The sequence below is a fragment of the Candidatus Flexifilum breve genome, assembly GCF_016713355.1.
Genome location: NZ_JADJPI010000010.1, coordinates 82,724 through 101,251, shown reverse-complemented (window position 1 = coordinate 101,251; position 18,528 = coordinate 82,724). Strand labels below are relative to the sequence as shown.

The window sequence follows — 18,528 nt, the reverse complement described above, 5'->3', positions numbered from 1 at the left end:
GACAAGGAAACACCGTTGATGATTTCGGACTTTGAGCGCCGTAAGGCGAAATATGCCCCGATAGCCCAGACGCTGCACGCGGTCTTTGGTCGCCCGACCTGGCGTCAATCTTTGCCACCGCTGGATGAGCTGATCGACTGCATTCTGAGCCAGAGCACAACGGATTTGAATAAGGATCGCGCCTTTGCGGCGTTGAAAGCCCGCTTCGCGTCGTGGGAGCAGGTGATGAACGCGCCGTTGGAAGCAGTGATCGAGACGATTCGCCCGTCTGGCCTCGCGCACCAGAAAGCGCCCGTGATTCAGGATGTACTGCGGCGCATCTACGTGGAACGCGGCGAGATGAACATCGATTTTCTGGCGGATGTCCCCTTGGATGAGGCCAAAGCATGGCTGACATCGTTCAAAGGGGTGGGGCCGAAGACCGCCGCCATTGTGCTGTGTTTTGGGTTTAATCGACCCGCGTTTCCGGTCGATACGCATATTCACCGCGTCGGCCAGCGGATCGGGTTTTTGCCGGCGAATATCAGCGCGGATAAAGCGCATCCGGTGATGGAAAGTATCGTGCCCCCCGAGGCACATTACGAGTTTCACCTTAATCTCATTCGGTTGGGTCGAGAGATTTGTCAGGCGCGGCGTCCGAAGTGCGAACTGTGTCCCTTGACTGCCCATTGCGACTATTACAAGAGCATGACTTATGGTGAATCCTAACGTCAAACCCCCGGTGGGCATTGGCGACCACGAAATCGCGGCGATGCGGCACAATCTCAATCTGCTGAAGACGCAGGTGCAGATCGGGCGGATCGATCCCGCTTTTCTCGAAAAGCAGCTCGATAAACTCAACGACCTGCTCGGGCGCATGGATCAAGAGCATAAGCTCCGCAAGCAGCAGGAACGCTTTGAACTGCTGTACAACGTGAGCCGTTTGCTCGGGTCATCGCTCGACTTGCAGCAGGTGTTGAATCAGGTGATGGACGCGATCTTGCAGCTCACGGGCGCGGAACGCGGTTTCCTCGTGCTGCGCGACGATGACGGGGCGCTGCAGGTGCAGGCCGCGCGCAACTTCGACCAGCAGACGCTGAGCAGCGAACAGTTCAATTACAGCCGGACGATTGCCAACAGCGTGCTCGATACGGGCGAACCTGTCCTCACGACCAATGCGTCGGAAGATCCGCGCTTCAGCGAACACGAGAGCATTGTCGGCCAGATGCTGCGCAGCATCATGGCGATGCCGCTGCGCGTGCGCGGGCGGGTGATGGGCGCGATTTACGTCGATAACCGCGCGGTCTCTGGCCTCTTTGATGAGACCAACCTGGCGGCGCTCGAAGCCTTCGCGGGGCAGGCGGCGGTCGCCATCGACAACGCGCAGTTGTTCAGCGCGACCGACCAGAAGCTCGCCGAACGTCTCGAAGAACTGCGCCAACTGCGGCGGATCGACATCCAGTTGAGCGAAAACCTCGACGTTGAACACGTGATGAAATCCACGCTCGATTGGTCGTGCCGCCTCTCCGAAGCGACCTATGGTCACATCGGTCTGGTCGAGAACAAACGGATTCTCGCCGTGCATCATGCCGGGTTCAGCCCGGAAGACACCCAGCCGTTCTACCTCGAAAAGCTGTATCCGATGGCGCTCAAAGCGGTGGAGACCGGCACGAGCGTCAACAGCTACGACGAAAAACGCGTTCAAGGCGTGTTGATCGTGCCGATTCAGCGCAAAGACAAGGTGTTCGCCGTGATTGTCCTGCGGCGCGACTCGTCGTTCACGCAGGAACAGATGGAAATGATCGAGCGTGTGGTGGCGCGCGCCGCCGCCGCCATCGAAAACTCGCGCCTGTATTCGCAGTTGCAAACCGCCGACCGCGCCAAGAGCGAATTCGTCGGCACTGTTGCGCACGAGCTCAAGGTGCCGATGAACATCATCCTCGGCTACGCGGATCTCGTCATCATGGATGGGGATTTGCGCGAGGAACAGCTCGGGTATATGCAGCGCATCCGCGACGCTGTCAAACGGATGGAAATGCTCGTGTCTGACCTGTCAGATATCAGCCGCATCGAAAGCGGGCATTTCTTTATGAATGAAACGCGAGTTGAGATCGAAGATGTAATGCAAGCAGTGCGCGATAACGTCATCACCCAAATCAGAGCGCGCAACCATGCTTATGTCGAACAGGTGAAGGGGAAGATGCCCCCGCTGCGCGTCGATTTCTACCGATTGCTGCAAGTGCTGACCAATCTCGTGAGCAATGCCTATAAATACACGCCTGATGGCGGCGTTATCACGCTGACGGTAGTGCAGCGCGATAAGCGCGTCGAATTCAGCGTGCAGGATACCGGTATTGGCCTCTCGGAAGAAGCGATTGAGAAACTCGGGACGAAGTTCTGGCGTGCGGACGATGATTTCACCCGTTCGCAGCCGGGCACTGGCTTAGGCTTTGCCATCACGTCGAGTCTCGTGCGCCAGATGGGCGGCGAGATCCTCATCGAAAGCCAGGTCGGCAGAGGCAGCAAATTTACGTTTAGCGTACCCATTGCGGAGGGGAACGCATGACCGCACTTGAACAAGCACAGGCGCTTCTGGCCGAGCTCCATCAAGGTGCTCAGGCCGGATCGCTCATTCCGTTCCGGCTGCCGGGACAAATCCAGGCGATTCAGGAGTTGCTGGGGCAAGCCGCCGAAGAAGCCAAGGCGCGCGAAGCGGAAATCGCCGCCAAAGCCGTGCCGCCCGATATGGAAACTTTTCTCAAAGAGCAGGCGGGCTTTTTCGGGCACGCGATTCACGAACTGCGCACGCCGATGACCAGCATTCGCGGCTACGGTGACATGCTTGGCAGCGGCGCGATGGGCGCGCTCAACGACATGCAGAAGCAGTTTGTGGACACCATCCGCACCAATTCGCGGCGCATGGAGTCACTGCTGGTCGATGTCAGCGATATGAACAAGCTGCGCGCGGGCACACTGCGCATCAACAGCAAAATGGACATGTTCAAAAATATCGCCATGATGGTCGAGAAGAGCGCGCGCCCGGTGGCCGAAAGCCTCAACAAGACGCTCACGCTGGATGTGCCGCAGGGTCTGCCGCTCCTCAATTTGGACGGCGAACTGCTGGCGAAGGCGATCTTCAAGCTGGTTGAAAATGGGCTGCGCTATTCCAATGAGGATGGCACGGTGACGGTCGCCGCCAGCGGCGAAGGCAGTGATTTGATCATCAAGGTGATCGACAATGGCATCGGCATGACGCCGGAAGACTTGGCGCGGCTCGGTGAAGTGTACTTCCGCTCAGAAAACGAGCTGGTGCGCTCGTTCAAAGGGAGTGGTTTAGGCGTCCCGGTGGCCTACGGCCTGATCAAGCTGTTGGGGGGGACGGTCAGCGTCGTCAGTGAAGCGGAAAAGGGTACCACCTTCACCGTTAGGATACCGGGGATGGGTTAATGCAGTACGCTCAGGCGATCACTGTTCTGCGCAAAATGCAGGCGGCCGCACCACCGATGGCAGCCGCACGCATTGAGGCCGTCATCGACTTGATGATCGATTTGTTTGATGAGAATGCGGCGCTGCGCACGCGCCTGCAGCCTCTGCCGCAAGCCACCCTTGACCCACTGTTCCAGCAAACGGTCGATCTGCTGCTGCCAGCGCTTACCTCACTGCGCGGGCAGATCCGGTCCCTGCGCGATGGCGGGTTGGGGCGGCTCAACAGCGATCAGGATGACGCGCTGCATCTGGCCGAACTTCAGGCCGACACCGCGTTTGATATGATCGACTCGCTGTTCACGCTGATGAAGGTGGAGAGCGGCGTGCTGCAGCTGCACAACGAAGCGTTTGATGGCGAAGCGACCATTTATCGCGCGTGGAACTGGGTGAAAGACCGGGCGGATGCGCGTGACCACAAAGTCAGCATGCGCATTGACGACCCGCTGCCGCCCGTGCTGGGCGATCCCATTCAGGTGCTGACGATCCTCGTCGACCTGATGGAAAATGCCGTGCTCTACACGCCCAACGGCGGCTCGATCCGCGTCACAGCGGACACGCTCGGCACGCATGTGCTGTTCGGTGTCGAGGACACGGGCATTGGCATCAGCCCGGATGACCGGGTCGGCGAGGCGTTCTGGCGCGGTGTGCATCATCCACTGGTACGGCAGCATCCCGGCGGTGGTTTGCGCTTGTACCTCGACCGTGAACTGCTGCATCTGATGGGCGGCGAGCTGTTTTTCAGCGGCGAGCCGGATGAAGGCAGCACGTTCAGCTTCACCCTGCCGACGGCGGTGCCGAGCGACGAGCCCTAAGCGCAGGCCCCACTGCTAAAACGATCACCCTCCGGCAGTGACCCCCTTACACGGCATCCCACCGAATGTTAGCAAATACTCGTCTAGCTGCTGGGCCACGCGAGCTGACCGGGGCGCGGGGTAGTCAATATCAGTTTACAAACTGCATTTTGTGTGCTACTATTAACTATGATTGACGCCGCGTGCGTCTCCACAAAATGTTGACCTCAGGCACAGCAGATTGCTGTGTCTTTCTGTTATTTCTCTAGGGAATACGGATTTATCTCTTTAAAGGAGCCGGTGTATCATGGCGAATCACCCGCAATACCTCACCCCTGAAGGTCTGAAAGAACTTGAGGCGCGTCTCAAATACCTTCAAGAAGTTCGCCGCTATGAAGTGGCGGACCGCCTCCGCGCAGCGATGGAAGAGGGTGGGGATTTGAGTGAAAATGCCGAGTACGAGGACGCCAAGAACGAGCAAGCATTTATCGAAGGCGAAATCCTCCGGTTGGAAACGATCCTGAGCAGCGCGCAGATCATTCAGGAGACGAGCAAGAAAGATGTCGTCGTCCTCGGGTCGCGCGTGACCGTGCTGGAACAGGGTGGCGACGAAAAAGAGGTGTATCACCTCGTCGGTTCCGCGGAAGCGAACCCCGCCGCTGGTAAAATCTCGCTGGAAAGCCCGCTCGGCAAAGCGCTGATCGGGGCTAAAGTCGGCGATAAAGTGAATGTCAATGCCCCCGGTGGCCAGATTGTGTTCGTGATCAAAGCGATTGCGTAAAACCAGAACCAGTTAAAAGTTAAAAGGAAAAAGTTGAAAGTGGCAAACACCTGTTTTCACTTTTGACTTTCGACTTTTAACTTTTAACTCTCTCTCATCAACCTATCCAATTTAAGGCGGTTCATTACATGACTTGGCAGCCAAACAAGCTGGAACAAGAGCGGCTGGATAAGCTGCGCCAGATTGAAGATTTGGGCGTTGAAGCCTTCCCGGCGCGCGTCCACCGCACCCACACGACCGCGCAGGCGCTGGCCGCCTATGCCGACTGGGAAGCGGTCAACCCCGACGCGGATAAGTCCGGTGACGACCCGGCGCAGGGCGTCACGGTGACGGTGTGCGGGCGCGTCCGCCGCCAGAATATCAAGGGCAAGGTGTCGTTCCTGCACATCGAAGACGAGAGCGGCCGCGTGCAATTGTTCATGCGCGTCAACGACATGGACGAGGCGGCGTATAACCTCGTGCGCGAAAAGCTGGTCGAACTGGACGATTTCGTCCAGGCGACGGGTACGATGATGCGGACGCAGGCGGGCGAAGCCAGCGTGCGTGTGCGCGAATTCAAGCTGCTGGCGAAGGCGCTCAGCCCGCTGCCCGTCATCAAGCAGCAGAAGCAAGAGGACGGCACGATCATCGAGTTCGGCGAATTCAACGATGTTGAAACGCGCTACCGTCAGCGCTATGCCGACCTCGCCGTCAACGCCGACGTGCGCGACGTGTTCAAGAAGCGCGCGCTCATCATCCGCACCATGCGCGAGTTCTTCGACAACGAGGGCTTCCTCGAAGTTGAGACGCCCATCCTCCAGCCGATCTACGGTGGGGCGGCGGCGCGGCCGTTCATCACGCATCACAACCAACTGCATCAGGATTTGTATCTGCGCATCAGCTTTGAGTTGTACCTCAAGCGACTGCTGGTCGGTGGCTATGACGCGGTCTACGAGATCGGGCGCGACTTCCGCAACGAAGGCGTGTCGTTCAAGCACAACACCGAATTCACCATGCTCGAATTCTACAAGGCGTACATCGACTACGAAGGCGTGATGGATCTGGTCGAGCGCATGGTGCGGACGATCGTCCAGCGCGTGACCGGCGGCACGGTGATCGAGTATCAGGGGCAAACGCTCGATTTTGGCGCGCCGTGGCCGCGGCTGACCATCCGCGAAGCGATCAAGCAGAACGCCGAGATCGACTACATGGATCACCCGACGGCGGAGTCGCTGGAAGCCGCTATGCGTAAGATCGGCTTGCAGTTCGCTCCGAATCAGACCTGGGGCAAGCTGGTTGAGCACTTGCTCGGCGAAACGGTCGAGAAGAAGCTGATCCAGCCGACGTTCATCCTCGACTACCCGCGCGACATTTCGCCGTTCGCCAAGCGCGTGCGCTACGACGACAAGCATGTCGAACGCTTTGAGATTTACATGGCGGGCATGGAGATGGGTAACGCCTTCACCGAGCTGAACGACCCGCGCGATCAAGAAGCGCGTTTCATCGACATGGCGCAGTTGTATCGCGCCGATGAAGACGACGCTACGCCGACCGACGACGACTATCTGCGCGCGATGCGCTTTGGTATGCCGCCCTGCGGCGGTTTTGGCATGGGCGTGGATCGTCTCGTCATGCTGGTGACCAATCAGCGCAGCATCCGCGATGTCCTGCTGTACCCGCATCTGCGCGAAGAACAACGCTAACGAGCTTCGTTACCGGACGCCTTCGACTGGCGTCCGGTATTTAGTCCCCCGAGTTATCAAAAACCTATGAATTTTCCGCGACCTAGCGCCGCCTTTTCCGTTCTTTTAAGGGAAAGACGCGGTTCTGCCTTGTCGGCACGTTAGAAAAAGTGAACTGCCTGCCTAACGTCTTGCTGTACAATCGGATGCATAATACCTGTGATAGTTTACGGTGCACTTGGAGCGAACTTGCGGTGATTGCAGACGAGCTGCTCCCCAATCAACTTATCCTCGACGGATTGTCGCAAGCCGTCCTCATTTTTGATCCGCAGAATCATCTGGTGGCGGAAAACGCGGCGGCGCGCGCGCTGATGGGATCCGATCTCAAGCTGATTCGGCAGGAGGGCTGGCCCGCGGCGGCGGTCTTATTCAACAGCCGCGCTCTGGAAAGCGTCGAGGCGGTGCGCAATCGCGCCATCGATGCGCGCTACCCGGTGCGTTTTTACGTCTACCGCACAGGGGAACGCATCCCCGCGTGGATGAGCATGCTCCGGCACAGTTCCGATGCGGCGTTCACCATGATCACCATTGAGATGCCGGATTGGACGGCGCTCACCGATATCGTCGACAGCTATCTCAAAGAAGTCGCGGAGGTGGTGTCGAGCACGCGCGGGCATGTCGACCTGATCGAACAGATCACGCGGGCGAAGGGCAACGAAAATCTGCTGCGGCGGGTGGGCGGCTTCACCCGGCTGATCCATGTGCATATGCACCGCCTGGGACGACTCACGCAGTTGATGGATCGGCTGGAGAAGATCCGGACCGGGCGCGTGCGCGAGCAGGTCGCCATTTATCGCCGCAAGGTCGTGCTGCAGAATTTCATCGAGGACTTCCTCGAAGCGATGGACGAGGATACGCTTGTCGACCCGGAAAGCGACGCGGGCGATCCACGCAAGCGCATTCGCGCGGTCATCCCCGGGCGCATCGCCGTCGCCGCGTCGACCGAGCATCTGAGCTATGTATTGCGTGACATATTGCGCAATGCTATCATGTACAGTATGAAAGCCGCGCCGATCAAGGTCGTCGCGTATGCTCACCCGCGCGAAAATACGGTGCAAATCGACATTATCGACGAGGGGTACGGCATCCGGGCGAGCGAAAGTGATCGCGTGTTTCTACCATATGAGCGGTCACGGCAGCCGCAGATTATGGCGGAATTCGGCTATGGTCTGGCTATGTATCTGTGCAAATCTGAGGTGGAGGCAATGAACGGACGGATTTGGTTTGAATCTGAAGAAGGCGTCGGCACGACGTTCAGCATTAAGCTGCCCGCGTGGTCTGACGATTCGTCGTCGGGTTAACCGAATACGCCGTATCCTACCGCCCACTCTGAGGTACAATCAACGCCTCTCCCGCGACGGTCAGGAGAGGCGTTTTTATTTACCAAAGCAGCCAATAGCGATTAGCTTTTAGCGAAACGCTAAAAGCAAAAGACTTTTGGTCGATGTAGCTTGCTGTAGAAAGCACGCGGAAAGCAACAGGCATTTAGCTAACGGCTAACCGCTAAGCGCTAAAGGCTAACCTATGCTTCAAAACCTGACACCAGAGTTTTTCGATCTGCTGATCGTCGTTGTGATCATTTTCGGAATCGCGTTCGCGGTAGTGCGGCTGTACCGCGACTTCACTCGACCGATGCCGCCTGAAAATTACCCATCATTGGAGGATACGCAAGAACATGATCGACATTAACCTGATCCGTGAGAAACCGGAATGGGTCAAAGAGCAAATTGCCAAGCTGAACGATCCGGCGGCGAGCGACCGCATCGACAACATCATTGATCTCGACAAGCGCCGCCGGCAGATGCTGGCGGAATCAGAGGCGATCCAAGCGGCACGGAACAAACTCAACAAGAGCATCGGGCGGCTGCGCGGTGACAAAAAGATGGATGACGTCACCCGGACCGCGTATGCGGTGCAAGGTGCAGCGCTGATCGCTGATCGGAAGTATGAAGAAGCGGCGGCGCTGCTGGCGGGTGAAACACCACTCACGCCGGGTGAAGATGCGGATGCCGAAAACGCTATGCTCAAGCTGCAGCGGCGCGTCGGCGAAATGGGCGCGCGCGTCGAATCCATCGACGATTACCTCAAGGGCGTCGAGGCGGATCTCGAACAGCATATGCTGTGGCTGCCCAACCTGCCGCACGAGAGCACCATTGTCGCCATGAGCGAAGAAGAGAACAAGGCGTGGCCGCCGGAAGGCGAAATGCGCGAATATGATTTCGAGCCGAAGCCGCATTGGGAACTTGGCCCGGAACTCGACATCATCGACTTTGAGCGCGGGGTGAAGATTTCCGGCTCCCGCGCCTACATCCTCAAGGGGATGGGCGCGCGGTTGCAGCGGGCGCTGATCAGCTTTTTCCTCGACATGGCGCGTAAGAAGGGCTTCACCGAGTTGTATGTGCCCTACATGGTGCGTGAAGACATGATGGTCGGCGCGGGGCAGTTCCCCAAGTTCCGCGAGCAGGTGTATCACGACCCGGAAGCCGACATCTACATGCTGCCGACTGCCGAAGTGGCGATCACGAACCTGCACCGCGATGAAATTCTGGACGAAGCCCAGCTCCCGCTGAACTACGTCGCGCATACGCCGTGCTTCCGCCGCGAGCGGACAAGCGCCGGGCGTGATGTGCGCGGCATCAAGCGCGTGCATCAGTTCGAAAAAGTCGAAATGTACAAGTTCACCACGCCGGAGACGAGCTACGCTGAACTGGAAAGCCTGACGGAAGCGGCCAGCGACATTCTGCGCGCGCTGCAGCTCCCGTTCCGGCGCTTGGAAATCGTTACGGGCGATCTCGGCTTCAGCGCGACCAAGAAGTATGACCTCGAAGTGTGGTCTCCCGGCTGCAAGGAATGGCTGGAAGTCAGCTCCTGCAGCAATACCGAGGCATTTCAGGCGCGGCGCGCGAACGTCAAATTCCGCGCGGAAGGGCAGAAGCGCCCGCAGTACGTCCACACGCTCAACGGCAGCGGTTTGGCCACACCGCGCGTGATCATCGCCATCATGGAGACTTACCAGCAGGCGGATGGCAGCATCGTCATCCCTGAGGTGCTGCGGCCCTACATGGGCGGCGACGACGTTATTCGCAAGTAGCTGACAGTGACGGCGGCCTAAACCGTCTATCTCGCCCCTCCGCTCGCTTTTTTTCGGAGAACGGAGGGGCCCCATCAAATGTATTGCTCGTCAAAACGAGGCGACCTGCACCGACTGGCTACTGGACCATGCCTCGTCTGGGTAGGTGAGGGTTCACCATCGGGATACGGACTCATGCCCCTCTTATTTCTGAACTGCGTAAAGAATTTATGAAAAATCAGAAATGGGTGTACATTTTGTTCGTAATGATCATATAATCGTAGTTGCATTTGAACCACCCCTAACTACATCAATCTCACCTTGAGCATCACACCCAAAGCACATTGATATGTGAATGCGTTGGCATTTGGCGGCGCATTCAAGCGGAAGCGATAGGCTTCTAAGCGAAGGTGTTGATATGCGTTACGCGAAATTGGATGTATTGGCGGATATGCCGCGGGAAAAGACCATCTGCGTTGAATTCGATGAATTGACGCGCGCCACTCAAGTGCATACACTGGTGGTCAATGATCTGCACCGTTCCAGCGTGCTGGTGACGGTGATTGTCAAGAACGCCCGTCTCAGTACTGCGCATGCCAAGACGCTGGCGCATGATTTTTTGCAGGGGAAACTGCCAGCAACCGGAGGATATTTTAACGCGCTGTAGCTGAAAAAGTTTGTATTCTAGGTATAGACTGCTGCTTACATGGAACTAATGATGCCTGCCGATACGAAACGCCATCGATTACTCATCGAACAGTTGCTGTCGCAAGCCCGCGAGTCCCGCCTCATCTCCGAAAATACCCAGCTTCCCCGCCCGGTGCGCCTTCGCGCTTTGGGCTTTGCCGAGGGGCTGGAGCATTCGGCTCGTAAGCTGCAACTCATGCTCGAAGAATTCGGGCGCGAGGCTGACGTTTCAGCTTAGCGGATCAATCAGCAGTTCTATGACAATGGGCAGCCTGCCGAGCACCAGCTCATCGAGGTGAAACACCGGGTAGAAGGTGTGCGGGTCGAGCCGCTTGTCATTGAGTATCGTGCCATTGGCGCTCTGTAGATCGGACGCATACACCCCGTCGCCTTCCACTTTGATCAGCACATGTTTGCGCGATACCCCGGCATCTTCGGCGTCAAATGGGCGCAGGTCGATGACCGGGGTTTCATTTCCGGACGGCGTAATTCGCCCCAAAATTAAATTTTCCGTCACATCGGTTACAATGCGTACGCCAGCTGATCGCAGCACAAAGGCAATGCGCCAGGGGCGCAGCCGCCCGAGTTTGGGTTCTGTACGCGTTGCTCCCATTGGCGCCACTGCAATCTGATGCGTATCAGTTAGCTTACCCGTCTTCCGGATTAGGGTATTCATAGACTATTTCCTTTTGAGGATAATTACTGTATACATTAACTATAGCATGAATTGGGAGCGCATGTGTGACGACTAAGCGAGGATTAATCCTACTGCTCACAGACAAGTCCGACCCGTGGGTGCTGCCGTATTTGCACGAGAGCCACGAACTCGTCGCGACAGATGATCTGCCAGGCGCGGTGAAAACACTGCACAATATACGTTATGACCTGATTATGGCGGATGATGGTTTTCTGCGCGACCAAACGCTCATGGTCGTCGAAGAGATCAAGCGCCGCTTTCCCACCTTGCCGCTGCTGGTGCTCTCCGACGCAACGGACCCCGACTACCAGACCCAGCTGATCCGCGCGGGCGTTGACGATTTGCTCTCGATGCGGCTGTCCAAAGAGGAATTGGCCGCGCACGTGCGGCTGATGCTCAAACAGAACGAGCAAAACCGCGCGTTGGTGGAGCGCAACCAGAAGCTGTATATGATTGCCTCGCTGACGCGCCTGCTTGAAACGAGTGACGAGCCGCGCCTCGTGATTCTGAACGCCATCCATTTCATCAGCAGCTTGTTCGGGCTCCGCGGCATCGCCGTGGTGCTGCGTGAACGCGAGACCTTCCGCCTGTACGCGGGGAACACCGTTTTCATCGCTAAAAATCAACTGTTTGAAAGCGTGCTGCATCCCGGAGAACACGATCCCTTCCTGTGGACGATGCGTAGTCGCCTGCTGCAAGTATACGAAGACATCAGCCGCAATCCGAACTTCGTGTCGATCCCGATCTTTCCGGAGACGACTGCGGCGGCGATCATTCCGCTGGTGACAAGCGGGGATGTGATCGGCGCGGTCGGTATCTTCGCGCCGGAAATTGACAACGAAGACCTGTTCATCTACGAACAGTTTGCGGTGCAGTTTGCGGCGGGGCTGCGGACGGCATTTCAGCATCAGGCGCAGCGCCTGAGCCTCGAAACCAACGAACGCCTGCTGGATGCGTGGCACGCGTTTGCGAATGCCGCCGCCCCGCTCGATGTGGCTATGGCGCTGGCGCAGGTTGTCGGCGATATTCCGCTCGTGACGCGGGTGGTCACCTGGTTATTCGATGACCTCTATGCCGACAATTACAACGGGCAGGTGGTGAGCGAACTGCCGCGGCTGCGCGCGCAGGATGTGCTGTACGGATTAGGCTATCGCGCTGACCGGGAGAATGTGCCGCGCACGATTGCGCCGGGTGATGCAGCGGTTTTGCAGCCCATTCTCGCCGCACTGGATACACCGCAGGTGACGGTACTGCCGATTGAGAATGTGGGGCTGCTGTTCGTCAGCCTGGTCAGTGGCTACGAATTGGATACGGCGCTCGTCAAGCACATGGTGCAGATCGCCTTGTACGCGCTCCAGCGCATTCACCTGAATCAGGAAATCCTGAAGAACCATGCGCGGGTGATGTCGGTGCTGGTGAGCATCAACGAGGGCATCTTCTTTGTCGACGAACGTAACCGGGTGGTGATCTGCAACCCGCAGGTGACCGAACTCACGCGCGTGCCGACCGGGCAGGTTGTCAATCAGGACTCGGATGTGCTGCTGCGCGCGATTGCCGCGGAGACGGGCGCGCCCGATTCAACGTTGGCGCAGTTGGAGACCGCGCGAAACCGCATTCGTGATACTGACGACACCGATTATCCGATTGTCACGGTCACGCTGGCGGATGGCGTCGAACTGCTGATCGATTTCGTCAAGTTTCTGGGCGATGGGGAGGGCGTGAGCTGGGTGGGCGTGGTGCGCTCCATGAGTCAGCCGCGACCCGGCGATGGTCTGCGGCTCGACGCGCTGTTCGAACGCATCCCCTACGCGCAAACGCGCAGCATGCTCACGACGCTGTCCGAACAGCATGGCAATTTAAGCTATGGGGATCGACAGCGTCTGCTGGAAGATATCGAAGTGGGGGTCGAGCGCATCGGTCGCCAGTGGGACAATGTGATCGACCTGTACGGCCTGCAATACGGCGGGCTCGTGATTCGGCGCGAGGCAGTGCGTTTCAACGAGCTGCTCGAACGGGTGATCTCGGCGCGCACCTTCAACCGCGTGTTTCGCCAGATCAGCGTCGACCTGCCCTCCACCCCGATCATGGTGACGGGGGATGAGTACGCGCTCGGGCGCGCGCTCACCGGGTTAATTCAGCGGGCACTGGAAGCGTCGCCCGCTGGCGTGCCGATTCACATTGTGGTGGAGAACGGGCGTGACGTACTGGTGACCATCGAAGATATGGGGGCGCCTATGCCGCCCGGTCAGCTCGAATCGCCGGAAGGAGAGAACGCCAACGTGAGCGTCTATATCGCCGGGGAGCTCATCCGTCGAAGCGGGGGACACATCTACGCTGGCGGCGGCGCGAGTCAGATCGGCACGAGCATCCGCATTCTGCTGCCGACCACTGAGGCGCTGCCGGAGACACCGCCGCTGATCCCTGCCGCGCTGCTCGAAGGCCATGTGACGACGGTGCTGCCGCCGGTCGCCACGGGTGCTCCGCAGCGCGAACTGGAACGCATTATGCTGATCAAGGGGCGCTCCAAGCTGGCGCAAACGCTCATGGACAAGCTGGAAGAGGCCGACTATGAGGTCATCGATTACACAACCGAAGATGAGGCGCTGCCCGCCGTCACCGAGGCGCACTGGGATCTCATCATCATCGACGCCAAGCTGAATGAGCGCAGCGGCAGCGACTTGTGTACGCGCATTCGCCAGCGCAGCGAAGTGCCGATCATTCTGCTCTCCGACGAGGTGACCGGGCAGGACAAAGCCGATGGTCTCAATGCGGGCGCGGATGATTACATCAGCAGCCCGATCAGCCATGACGAGCTGCTCGCCCGCGTGCGCGTAATTTTCAACCGCCGCCGCATCCCCGACCGCACGAGCGAACCGCTGCTGATCGACAACCTGTACATCGACTTCGCCAAGCGCATGGTCTTCCTCGACAACAAGCCGCTGGAACTCACCCGCATCGAATACGATTTGCTCTATACGCTGGTGATGAACAAGGGGCAAACGGTCACGCACAAACAGTTGTTGAGTCAGGTGTGGGGGCCGGAGCATCAGGGCGAGACGCAGTACCTGTGGGTGAACATCAGCCGCCTGCGCAAGAAGCTGGAGCCGACGGCGGACAGCCCGCGCCATATTCGCACGCAGCCCGGGGTCGGCTATTTCTTCGACGCGGGGTGAAATCCGACCGGGGATCGAGTAAACTTCGGGACAATAATCGTTAGCTTGTCCTGCAGATCCAGAGCGCCAGACGGAAACGGTTTGGATGTAGGGGCAGACCGATGTGTCTGCCCGTTTAATTGGGCGCACACGCAGAGGCCCCTAGAGGTCGGGCGACTGGAAGGGCGGCGCAACTAGATAGGGTTTACTATGGCAACTCCTCGGGTGTGTGTGATCGGCGCGGGGCCATCCGGCATCACAACAGCGAAAAATCTTTTACAGGTGGGCATCACGCCCGTCGTCTATGAACGGCAAAGCCAAATCGGCGGCAACTGGATCTACTCGCCGCAGTTGAGCCATTCCAGCGTGTACGAGACGACACATATCATCACCTCGCGCACCATGTCCGGCTATGAAGATTTCCCCATGCCCGACGATTACCCCGATTATCCGTCGCATAAGCAGGTGTTGGCCTATTTCCAGAGCTATGCGCGGCACTTCGGCGTGGATCGCTGTATTCGCTTCAACACCGAAGTCAGAAGCGCTGAGAAACAGCCGGATAATACGTGGCGGATCACGCTCGGCGACGGGACAGTCGAAATGTTCGATTATCTGTTTGTCGCCAATGGTCATCACTGGGACCCGCGTTACCCGAATTATCCCGGCACGTTCAGCGGGCAGTTCCTGCATTCGCACGAGTACAAATGCGCCGAACCGTTCCGCGACCAGCGCGTGCTGGTGATCGGCGGGGGGAATTCCGGCTGCGATATCGCCGTGGAGACCGGGCGCATCTCCGCCTTCACGGCGATCAGCATGCGGCGCGGCTACTTCATCTCGCCGAAGGTGGTCATGGGCTACCCGGCGGATGTGCTGGCGGCCAAGTTCAACTGGCTGCCGCACTGGATCTACACTAAGCTGCTGCGGCTGACGCTGTGGTTGGCGATTGGCAGCAACGAGCAATACGGCCTGCCCAGGCCGGAAGAAGAGATTCTGCACGTGCATCTGGTGATGAACTCCGAGCTGCTTTACAACCTGCGGCACGGGCGAGTCAAACCGCGCCCGGACATCAAACGCTTTGACGGGCCGCGTGTCGAATTTGTGGATGGGCGCGTCGAGGAATACGACACAGTCATCGCCGCGACAGGCTTCCGCATCTCGTTTCCGTTCTTCGACAAAAACTTCATCCACTTTGATGGCACGCAGGTGCCGTTGTTCCTGCGCATGTTCCACCTCGACCATCCGACGCTGTTCTTCATCGGGTTGTTTCAGCCGCTGGGCTGCATCTGGCCGATTGCCGATCTGCAGGCCAAGCTGGCAGCTAATCTGATCGTTGGGAACTATCGCCTGCCTGCCGATGCGCGCCAGCAGATGCAGCACGAGGTCGACCGGATCGCGCGGACGTACATCGACACGCCGCGCCACACCATCGAAGTCGAATACCATGATTTGCGCCGCGCAGTGCTGCGCGAACTTCCACCAACTGCGCCCGCATGGGCAGGGGTTAAGGCTTGATCACAGTAATTTGTACGGTACTCAACGAGGGCGACCACATGCGCCGCCTGCTGGATTCGCTGGTCGCGCAAACGTGCGCGCCCGACGAAGTGGTCATTGTCGATGGCGGCAGCCGGGATAACACGGTCGCCGTGCTTAACGAGTATGCGGATCGCCTGCCGCTGCGCGTGCTGGTCGAGCCGGGCGCGAATATCAGCGCGGGGCGTAACCGCGCGATTGCCGCGGCGCAAGGCGACATCATCGCGGCGACGGATGCAGGCGTGGTGCTGGATCGGGAATGGCTCAAGCGCATCACTGCGCCGCTGCTCACCGATCCGGCAGTCGAAGTAGTGGCGGGGTTTTTCGCGATGGATGCGCGCACGGTCTTTGAGGCGGCGATGGGCGCGACCGCCTTCCCACTCGTCGATGAAGTTGACCCGGAGACGTTTTTGCCGAGCAGCCGCAGTGTCGCCTTTCGCAAATCGGCGTGGGCGACGGTCGGCGGGTATCCCGAGTGGCTGGATTACTGCGAGGATTTGATCTTCGACCTGCGTCTCAAGCAGACGGCCGCACCGCTGGTTTTTGCGGGTGATGCGCTGGCCTATTACCGTCCGCACGGCGATCTGAACAGCTTCTACAAGACCTATCAACGCTATGCGCGCGGTGATGGGAAGGCGGATCTGTTCCGCAAGCGGCACGCCGCCCGCTATCTGACGTATCTCGTCGCCATTCCGCTGATCTTCCTGCTCGGCTGGCGCGTTCATCGTGTTTTGTGGGGACTGTATCTGCTCGGCGGGGCGGTCTATCTGCGGCAACCGTACGCGCGGCTCGGTCGTGTGCTGGAGGCGGCGGCGCGCAACGGCGTGAAGCTTGAGGCGGCGGATCGCCTGTACGCGGCGGCACTCGTGCCCGTCATCCGCGTGGTGGGCGATGTCGCCAAGATGATTGGCTATCCGCAAGGCGTCCGCTGGCGGCGAGAACATAACCCGCCAAAATGGAAAGAGATTTAAGTACCCCCCCCCCCCCCCCCCCCCCCCCCCCCGGGCCCCCCCCCCCCCCCCCCCACACGAAAAGAAAGAAAAGACTTAACGCAAAGACGCTAGGCCGCGAAGGCGCAAAGCAATTGGATAATGACCTTTGCGTCTTTGCGTCTTCGTGCCTTTGCGTTGAATCTTTTCTTGTCTTGCTTTTAACCCTTTGCTCTCTCGATGGCGCGCTTCCAGCCCGTGTACAGTGACTCGCGCTGATCGGCGCTCATGGTCGGCTCGAACGTCCGCTCGACCGCCCACTGCCGCCCGATCTCCTCAGCGGAGCCCCAGAAGCCGACCGCCAGCCCCGCGAGATAGGCCGCGCCGAGCGCCGTCGTCTCGGTGACCTGCGGACGCTGCACCGGTACGCCCAGAATATCCGCCTGAAACTGCATAACGAAGTCATTCTTGACCATGCCGCCGTCGACACGCAGCGTGGTGAGCGGAATGCCCGCATCCGCGCCCATCGCGTCGCACACGTCGCGCGTCTGGTAGGCGACGCTTTCGAGCGCCGCGCGGACGATGTGCGCTTTGCCGCTGCCGCGCGTCAAGCCGCTGATGTTGCCGCGGGCGAACCCATCCCAGTAGGGCGCGCCAAGGCCGACGAACGCCGGGACGAGATACACGCCACCCGTATCCGGAATGCTGCGGGCGAGCGCTTCGCTTTCGCTGGCGCTGCTGATCAAGCCGAGGCCATCACGCAGCCACTGCACCGCCGCTCCGGCGATGAAGACGCTGCCTTCGAGCGCGTACTGCGTCGGTTGGTCGCCGAGCTTCCAGGCGACCGTCGTCAGCAGTTGATTGCGCGACGGAATCGCCTGCGCGCCCGTGTTCATGAGCATGAAGCACCCCGTGCCGTAGGTGTTTTTAACCATACCGGGCTGCGTGCACACCTGCCCGAAGGTCGCCGCCTGCTGATCCCCTGCCACGCCCGCAATCGGGATGCTGCCGCCAAGCAGCGTGGTTTCCCCGTAGATGGTGCTGCTCGGCTGGACGGTGGGCAGCAGTGAGCGCGGGATGTTCAAGCGTAGGAGGATCTCATCCGACCAATCGCCCGTGCGGATGTCATAGAGCAGGGTGCGGCTGGCGTTGCTCACGTCGGTGACATGCGCCCCGGTCAGCTTCCAGATCAGGTAGCTGTCGACGGTGCCGAAGGCCAGTTCGCCGCGTTCCGCGCGTGCGCGTGCGCCGGGGACATTGTCGAGAATCCACGCGACTTTTGTGCCGGAGAAATACGCGTCCGTGACCAAGCCCGTTTTGGCGAGGATGACCTGATCGAAGCCTTCGGCCTTGAGCGTTTCGCAGAGCGGCACGGTGCGGCGGCACTGCCACACAATCGCATTGTAGACGGGTTCGCCCGTCGTGCGATCCCACACGAGCGTGGTTTCGCGCTGGTTGGTGATGCCAATGGCGGCGATCTCGCCCGGCTGCAGTCCGGCGACCACCTGCCGCGCGACTTCCAACTGCGAGTTCCAGATATCGTTGGGATCGTGTTCCACCCAACCGGGCTGCGGGTAAATTTGTGGGAATTCGCGCTGCGCCGTCTTGACGATGCGGCCGTCATGGTCAAACAGAATGGCACGGGACGAGGTGGTGCCTTGATCAAGCGCGAGGATGTAATTGGGCATGAGATAAATACCTTTGA

At 59.2% G+C, this 18,528-nt stretch carries 16 protein-coding genes; 14 read left to right on the top strand and 2 right to left on the bottom strand.

Annotated features, from left to right (window positions below; translation table 11 throughout):
* Positions 1-18 precede the first annotated feature (18 nt).
* The 11 genes from IPK17_RS10195 to IPK17_RS10145 all read left to right on the top strand — a co-directional run bounded on the left by IPK17_RS10195 (position 19) and on the right by IPK17_RS10145 (position 10,753).
* Positions 19-708 (top strand): endonuclease III domain-containing protein, encoded by a 690-nt coding sequence (locus IPK17_RS10195; protein WP_343417586.1) that lies wholly within the window; start codon positions 19-21, stop codon positions 706-708.
* The gene (locus IPK17_RS10190) at positions 695-2,545 is read left to right on the top strand and encodes a GAF domain-containing protein (RefSeq protein ID WP_343417585.1); all 1,851 of its coding nucleotides are present in this window, start codon (positions 695-697) and stop codon (positions 2,543-2,545) included. The genes IPK17_RS10195 and IPK17_RS10190 overlap by 14 nt, the downstream gene beginning before the upstream one ends.
* Positions 2,542-3,426 (top strand): sensor histidine kinase, encoded by an 885-nt coding sequence (locus tag IPK17_RS10185; protein ID WP_343417584.1) that lies wholly within the window; start codon positions 2,542-2,544, stop codon positions 3,424-3,426. The genes IPK17_RS10190 and IPK17_RS10185 overlap by 4 nt, the downstream gene beginning before the upstream one ends.
* Complete coding sequence (locus tag IPK17_RS10180; protein ID WP_343417583.1) at positions 3,426-4,277, top strand: sensor histidine kinase; 852 nt, start codon at positions 3,426-3,428, stop codon at positions 4,275-4,277. Before IPK17_RS10185 ends, IPK17_RS10180 begins: the two co-directional genes overlap by 1 nt.
* 286 nt (positions 4,278-4,563) lie before the next feature.
* On the top strand, positions 4,564-5,037 hold the full coding sequence (greA, locus tag IPK17_RS10175) for a transcription elongation factor GreA (RefSeq protein ID WP_343417582.1): 474 nt from the start codon (positions 4,564-4,566) through the stop codon (positions 5,035-5,037).
* A gap of 128 nt (positions 5,038-5,165) precedes the next feature.
* Positions 5,166-6,719 carry a lysine--tRNA ligase gene (gene lysS, locus IPK17_RS10170; RefSeq protein ID WP_343417581.1) on the top strand — a complete coding sequence of 518 codons (1,554 nt, stop codon included), beginning with the start codon at positions 5,166-5,168 and terminating at the stop codon, positions 6,717-6,719.
* A gap of 233 nt (positions 6,720-6,952) precedes the next feature.
* Positions 6,953-8,059, top strand: a complete 1,107-nt coding sequence (locus tag IPK17_RS10165; protein ID WP_343417580.1) for a sensor histidine kinase — start codon at positions 6,953-6,955, stop codon at positions 8,057-8,059.
* A gap of 223 nt (positions 8,060-8,282) precedes the next feature.
* Positions 8,283-8,447, top strand: a complete 165-nt coding sequence (locus IPK17_RS10160; protein ID WP_343417579.1) for a hypothetical protein — start codon at positions 8,283-8,285, stop codon at positions 8,445-8,447.
* Complete coding sequence (gene serS, locus IPK17_RS10155; RefSeq protein ID WP_343417578.1) at positions 8,434-9,849, top strand: serine--tRNA ligase; 1,416 nt, start codon at positions 8,434-8,436, stop codon at positions 9,847-9,849. The genes IPK17_RS10160 and serS overlap by 14 nt, the downstream gene beginning before the upstream one ends.
* A 397-nt stretch (positions 9,850-10,246) precedes the next feature.
* A complete protein-coding gene (locus IPK17_RS10150) occupies positions 10,247-10,495 on the top strand; it encodes a hypothetical protein (protein ID WP_343417577.1) in 249 nt (82 codons plus the stop codon).
* Between the two features lie 48 nt (positions 10,496-10,543).
* On the top strand, positions 10,544-10,753 hold the full coding sequence (locus IPK17_RS10145; RefSeq protein WP_343417576.1) for a hypothetical protein: 210 nt from the start codon (positions 10,544-10,546) through the stop codon (positions 10,751-10,753).
* Here IPK17_RS10145 and IPK17_RS10140 read toward each other — a convergent pair.
* Entirely contained in the window at positions 10,745-11,191 is a 447-nt protein-coding gene (locus IPK17_RS10140) for an FHA domain-containing protein (RefSeq protein WP_343417575.1), read from the bottom strand. The genes IPK17_RS10145 and IPK17_RS10140 overlap by 9 nt on opposite strands.
* Positions 11,192-11,256: 65 nt before the next feature.
* On the opposite strand from IPK17_RS10140, the gene IPK17_RS10135 reads away from it, so the two are divergent.
* The 3 genes from IPK17_RS10135 (at position 11,257) to IPK17_RS10125 (ending at position 16,865) form a co-directional block, all read left to right on the top strand.
* A complete protein-coding gene (locus IPK17_RS10135; protein WP_343417574.1) occupies positions 11,257-14,385 on the top strand; it encodes a response regulator in 3,129 nt (1,042 codons plus the stop codon).
* 189 nt (positions 14,386-14,574) lie between these two features.
* The gene (locus IPK17_RS10130; protein ID WP_343417573.1) at positions 14,575-15,876 is read left to right on the top strand and encodes a flavin-containing monooxygenase; all 1,302 of its coding nucleotides are present in this window, start codon (positions 14,575-14,577) and stop codon (positions 15,874-15,876) included.
* Positions 15,873-16,865, top strand: coding sequence for a glycosyltransferase (locus IPK17_RS10125; RefSeq protein WP_343417572.1), 993 nt, complete (start codon positions 15,873-15,875; stop codon positions 16,863-16,865). Before IPK17_RS10130 ends, IPK17_RS10125 begins: the two co-directional genes overlap by 4 nt.
* Before the next feature lie 179 nt (positions 16,866-17,044).
* Here the strand turns inward: IPK17_RS10125 and glpK are convergent, their stop codons facing one another.
* Complete coding sequence (gene glpK, locus IPK17_RS10120) at positions 17,045-18,511, bottom strand: glycerol kinase GlpK (protein ID WP_343417571.1); 1,467 nt, start codon at positions 18,509-18,511, stop codon at positions 17,045-17,047.
* Between the last annotated feature and the right edge of the window lie 17 nt (positions 18,512-18,528).

Coding starts and splice junctions, on each gene's coding strand:
- IPK17_RS10185 (WP_343417584.1), top strand. CDS start 2,542: ATGACCGCACTTGAACAAGCACAGGCGCTTCTGGCCGAGCTCCATCAA.
- IPK17_RS10180 (WP_343417583.1), top strand. CDS start 3,426: ATGCAGTACGCTCAGGCGATCACTGTTCTGCGCAAAATGCAGGCGGCC.
- IPK17_RS10190 (WP_343417585.1), top strand. CDS start 695: ATGGTGAATCCTAACGTCAAACCCCCGGTGGGCATTGGCGACCACGAA.
- glpK (WP_343417571.1), bottom strand. CDS start 18,511: ATGCCCAATTACATCCTCGCGCTTGATCAAGGCACCACCTCGTCCCGT.
- lysS (WP_343417581.1), top strand. CDS start 5,166: ATGACTTGGCAGCCAAACAAGCTGGAACAAGAGCGGCTGGATAAGCTG.
- IPK17_RS10140 (WP_343417575.1), bottom strand. CDS start 11,191: ATGAATACCCTAATCCGGAAGACGGGTAAGCTAACTGATACGCATCAG.
- IPK17_RS10130 (WP_343417573.1), top strand. CDS start 14,575: ATGGCAACTCCTCGGGTGTGTGTGATCGGCGCGGGGCCATCCGGCATC.
- IPK17_RS10145 (WP_343417576.1), top strand. CDS start 10,544: ATGATGCCTGCCGATACGAAACGCCATCGATTACTCATCGAACAGTTG.
- IPK17_RS10150 (WP_343417577.1), top strand. CDS start 10,247: ATGCGTTACGCGAAATTGGATGTATTGGCGGATATGCCGCGGGAAAAG.
- serS (WP_343417578.1), top strand. CDS start 8,434: ATGATCGACATTAACCTGATCCGTGAGAAACCGGAATGGGTCAAAGAG.
- greA (WP_343417582.1), top strand. CDS start 4,564: ATGGCGAATCACCCGCAATACCTCACCCCTGAAGGTCTGAAAGAACTT.
- IPK17_RS10160 (WP_343417579.1), top strand. CDS start 8,283: ATGCTTCAAAACCTGACACCAGAGTTTTTCGATCTGCTGATCGTCGTT.
- IPK17_RS10195 (WP_343417586.1), top strand. CDS start 19: ATGATTTCGGACTTTGAGCGCCGTAAGGCGAAATATGCCCCGATAGCC.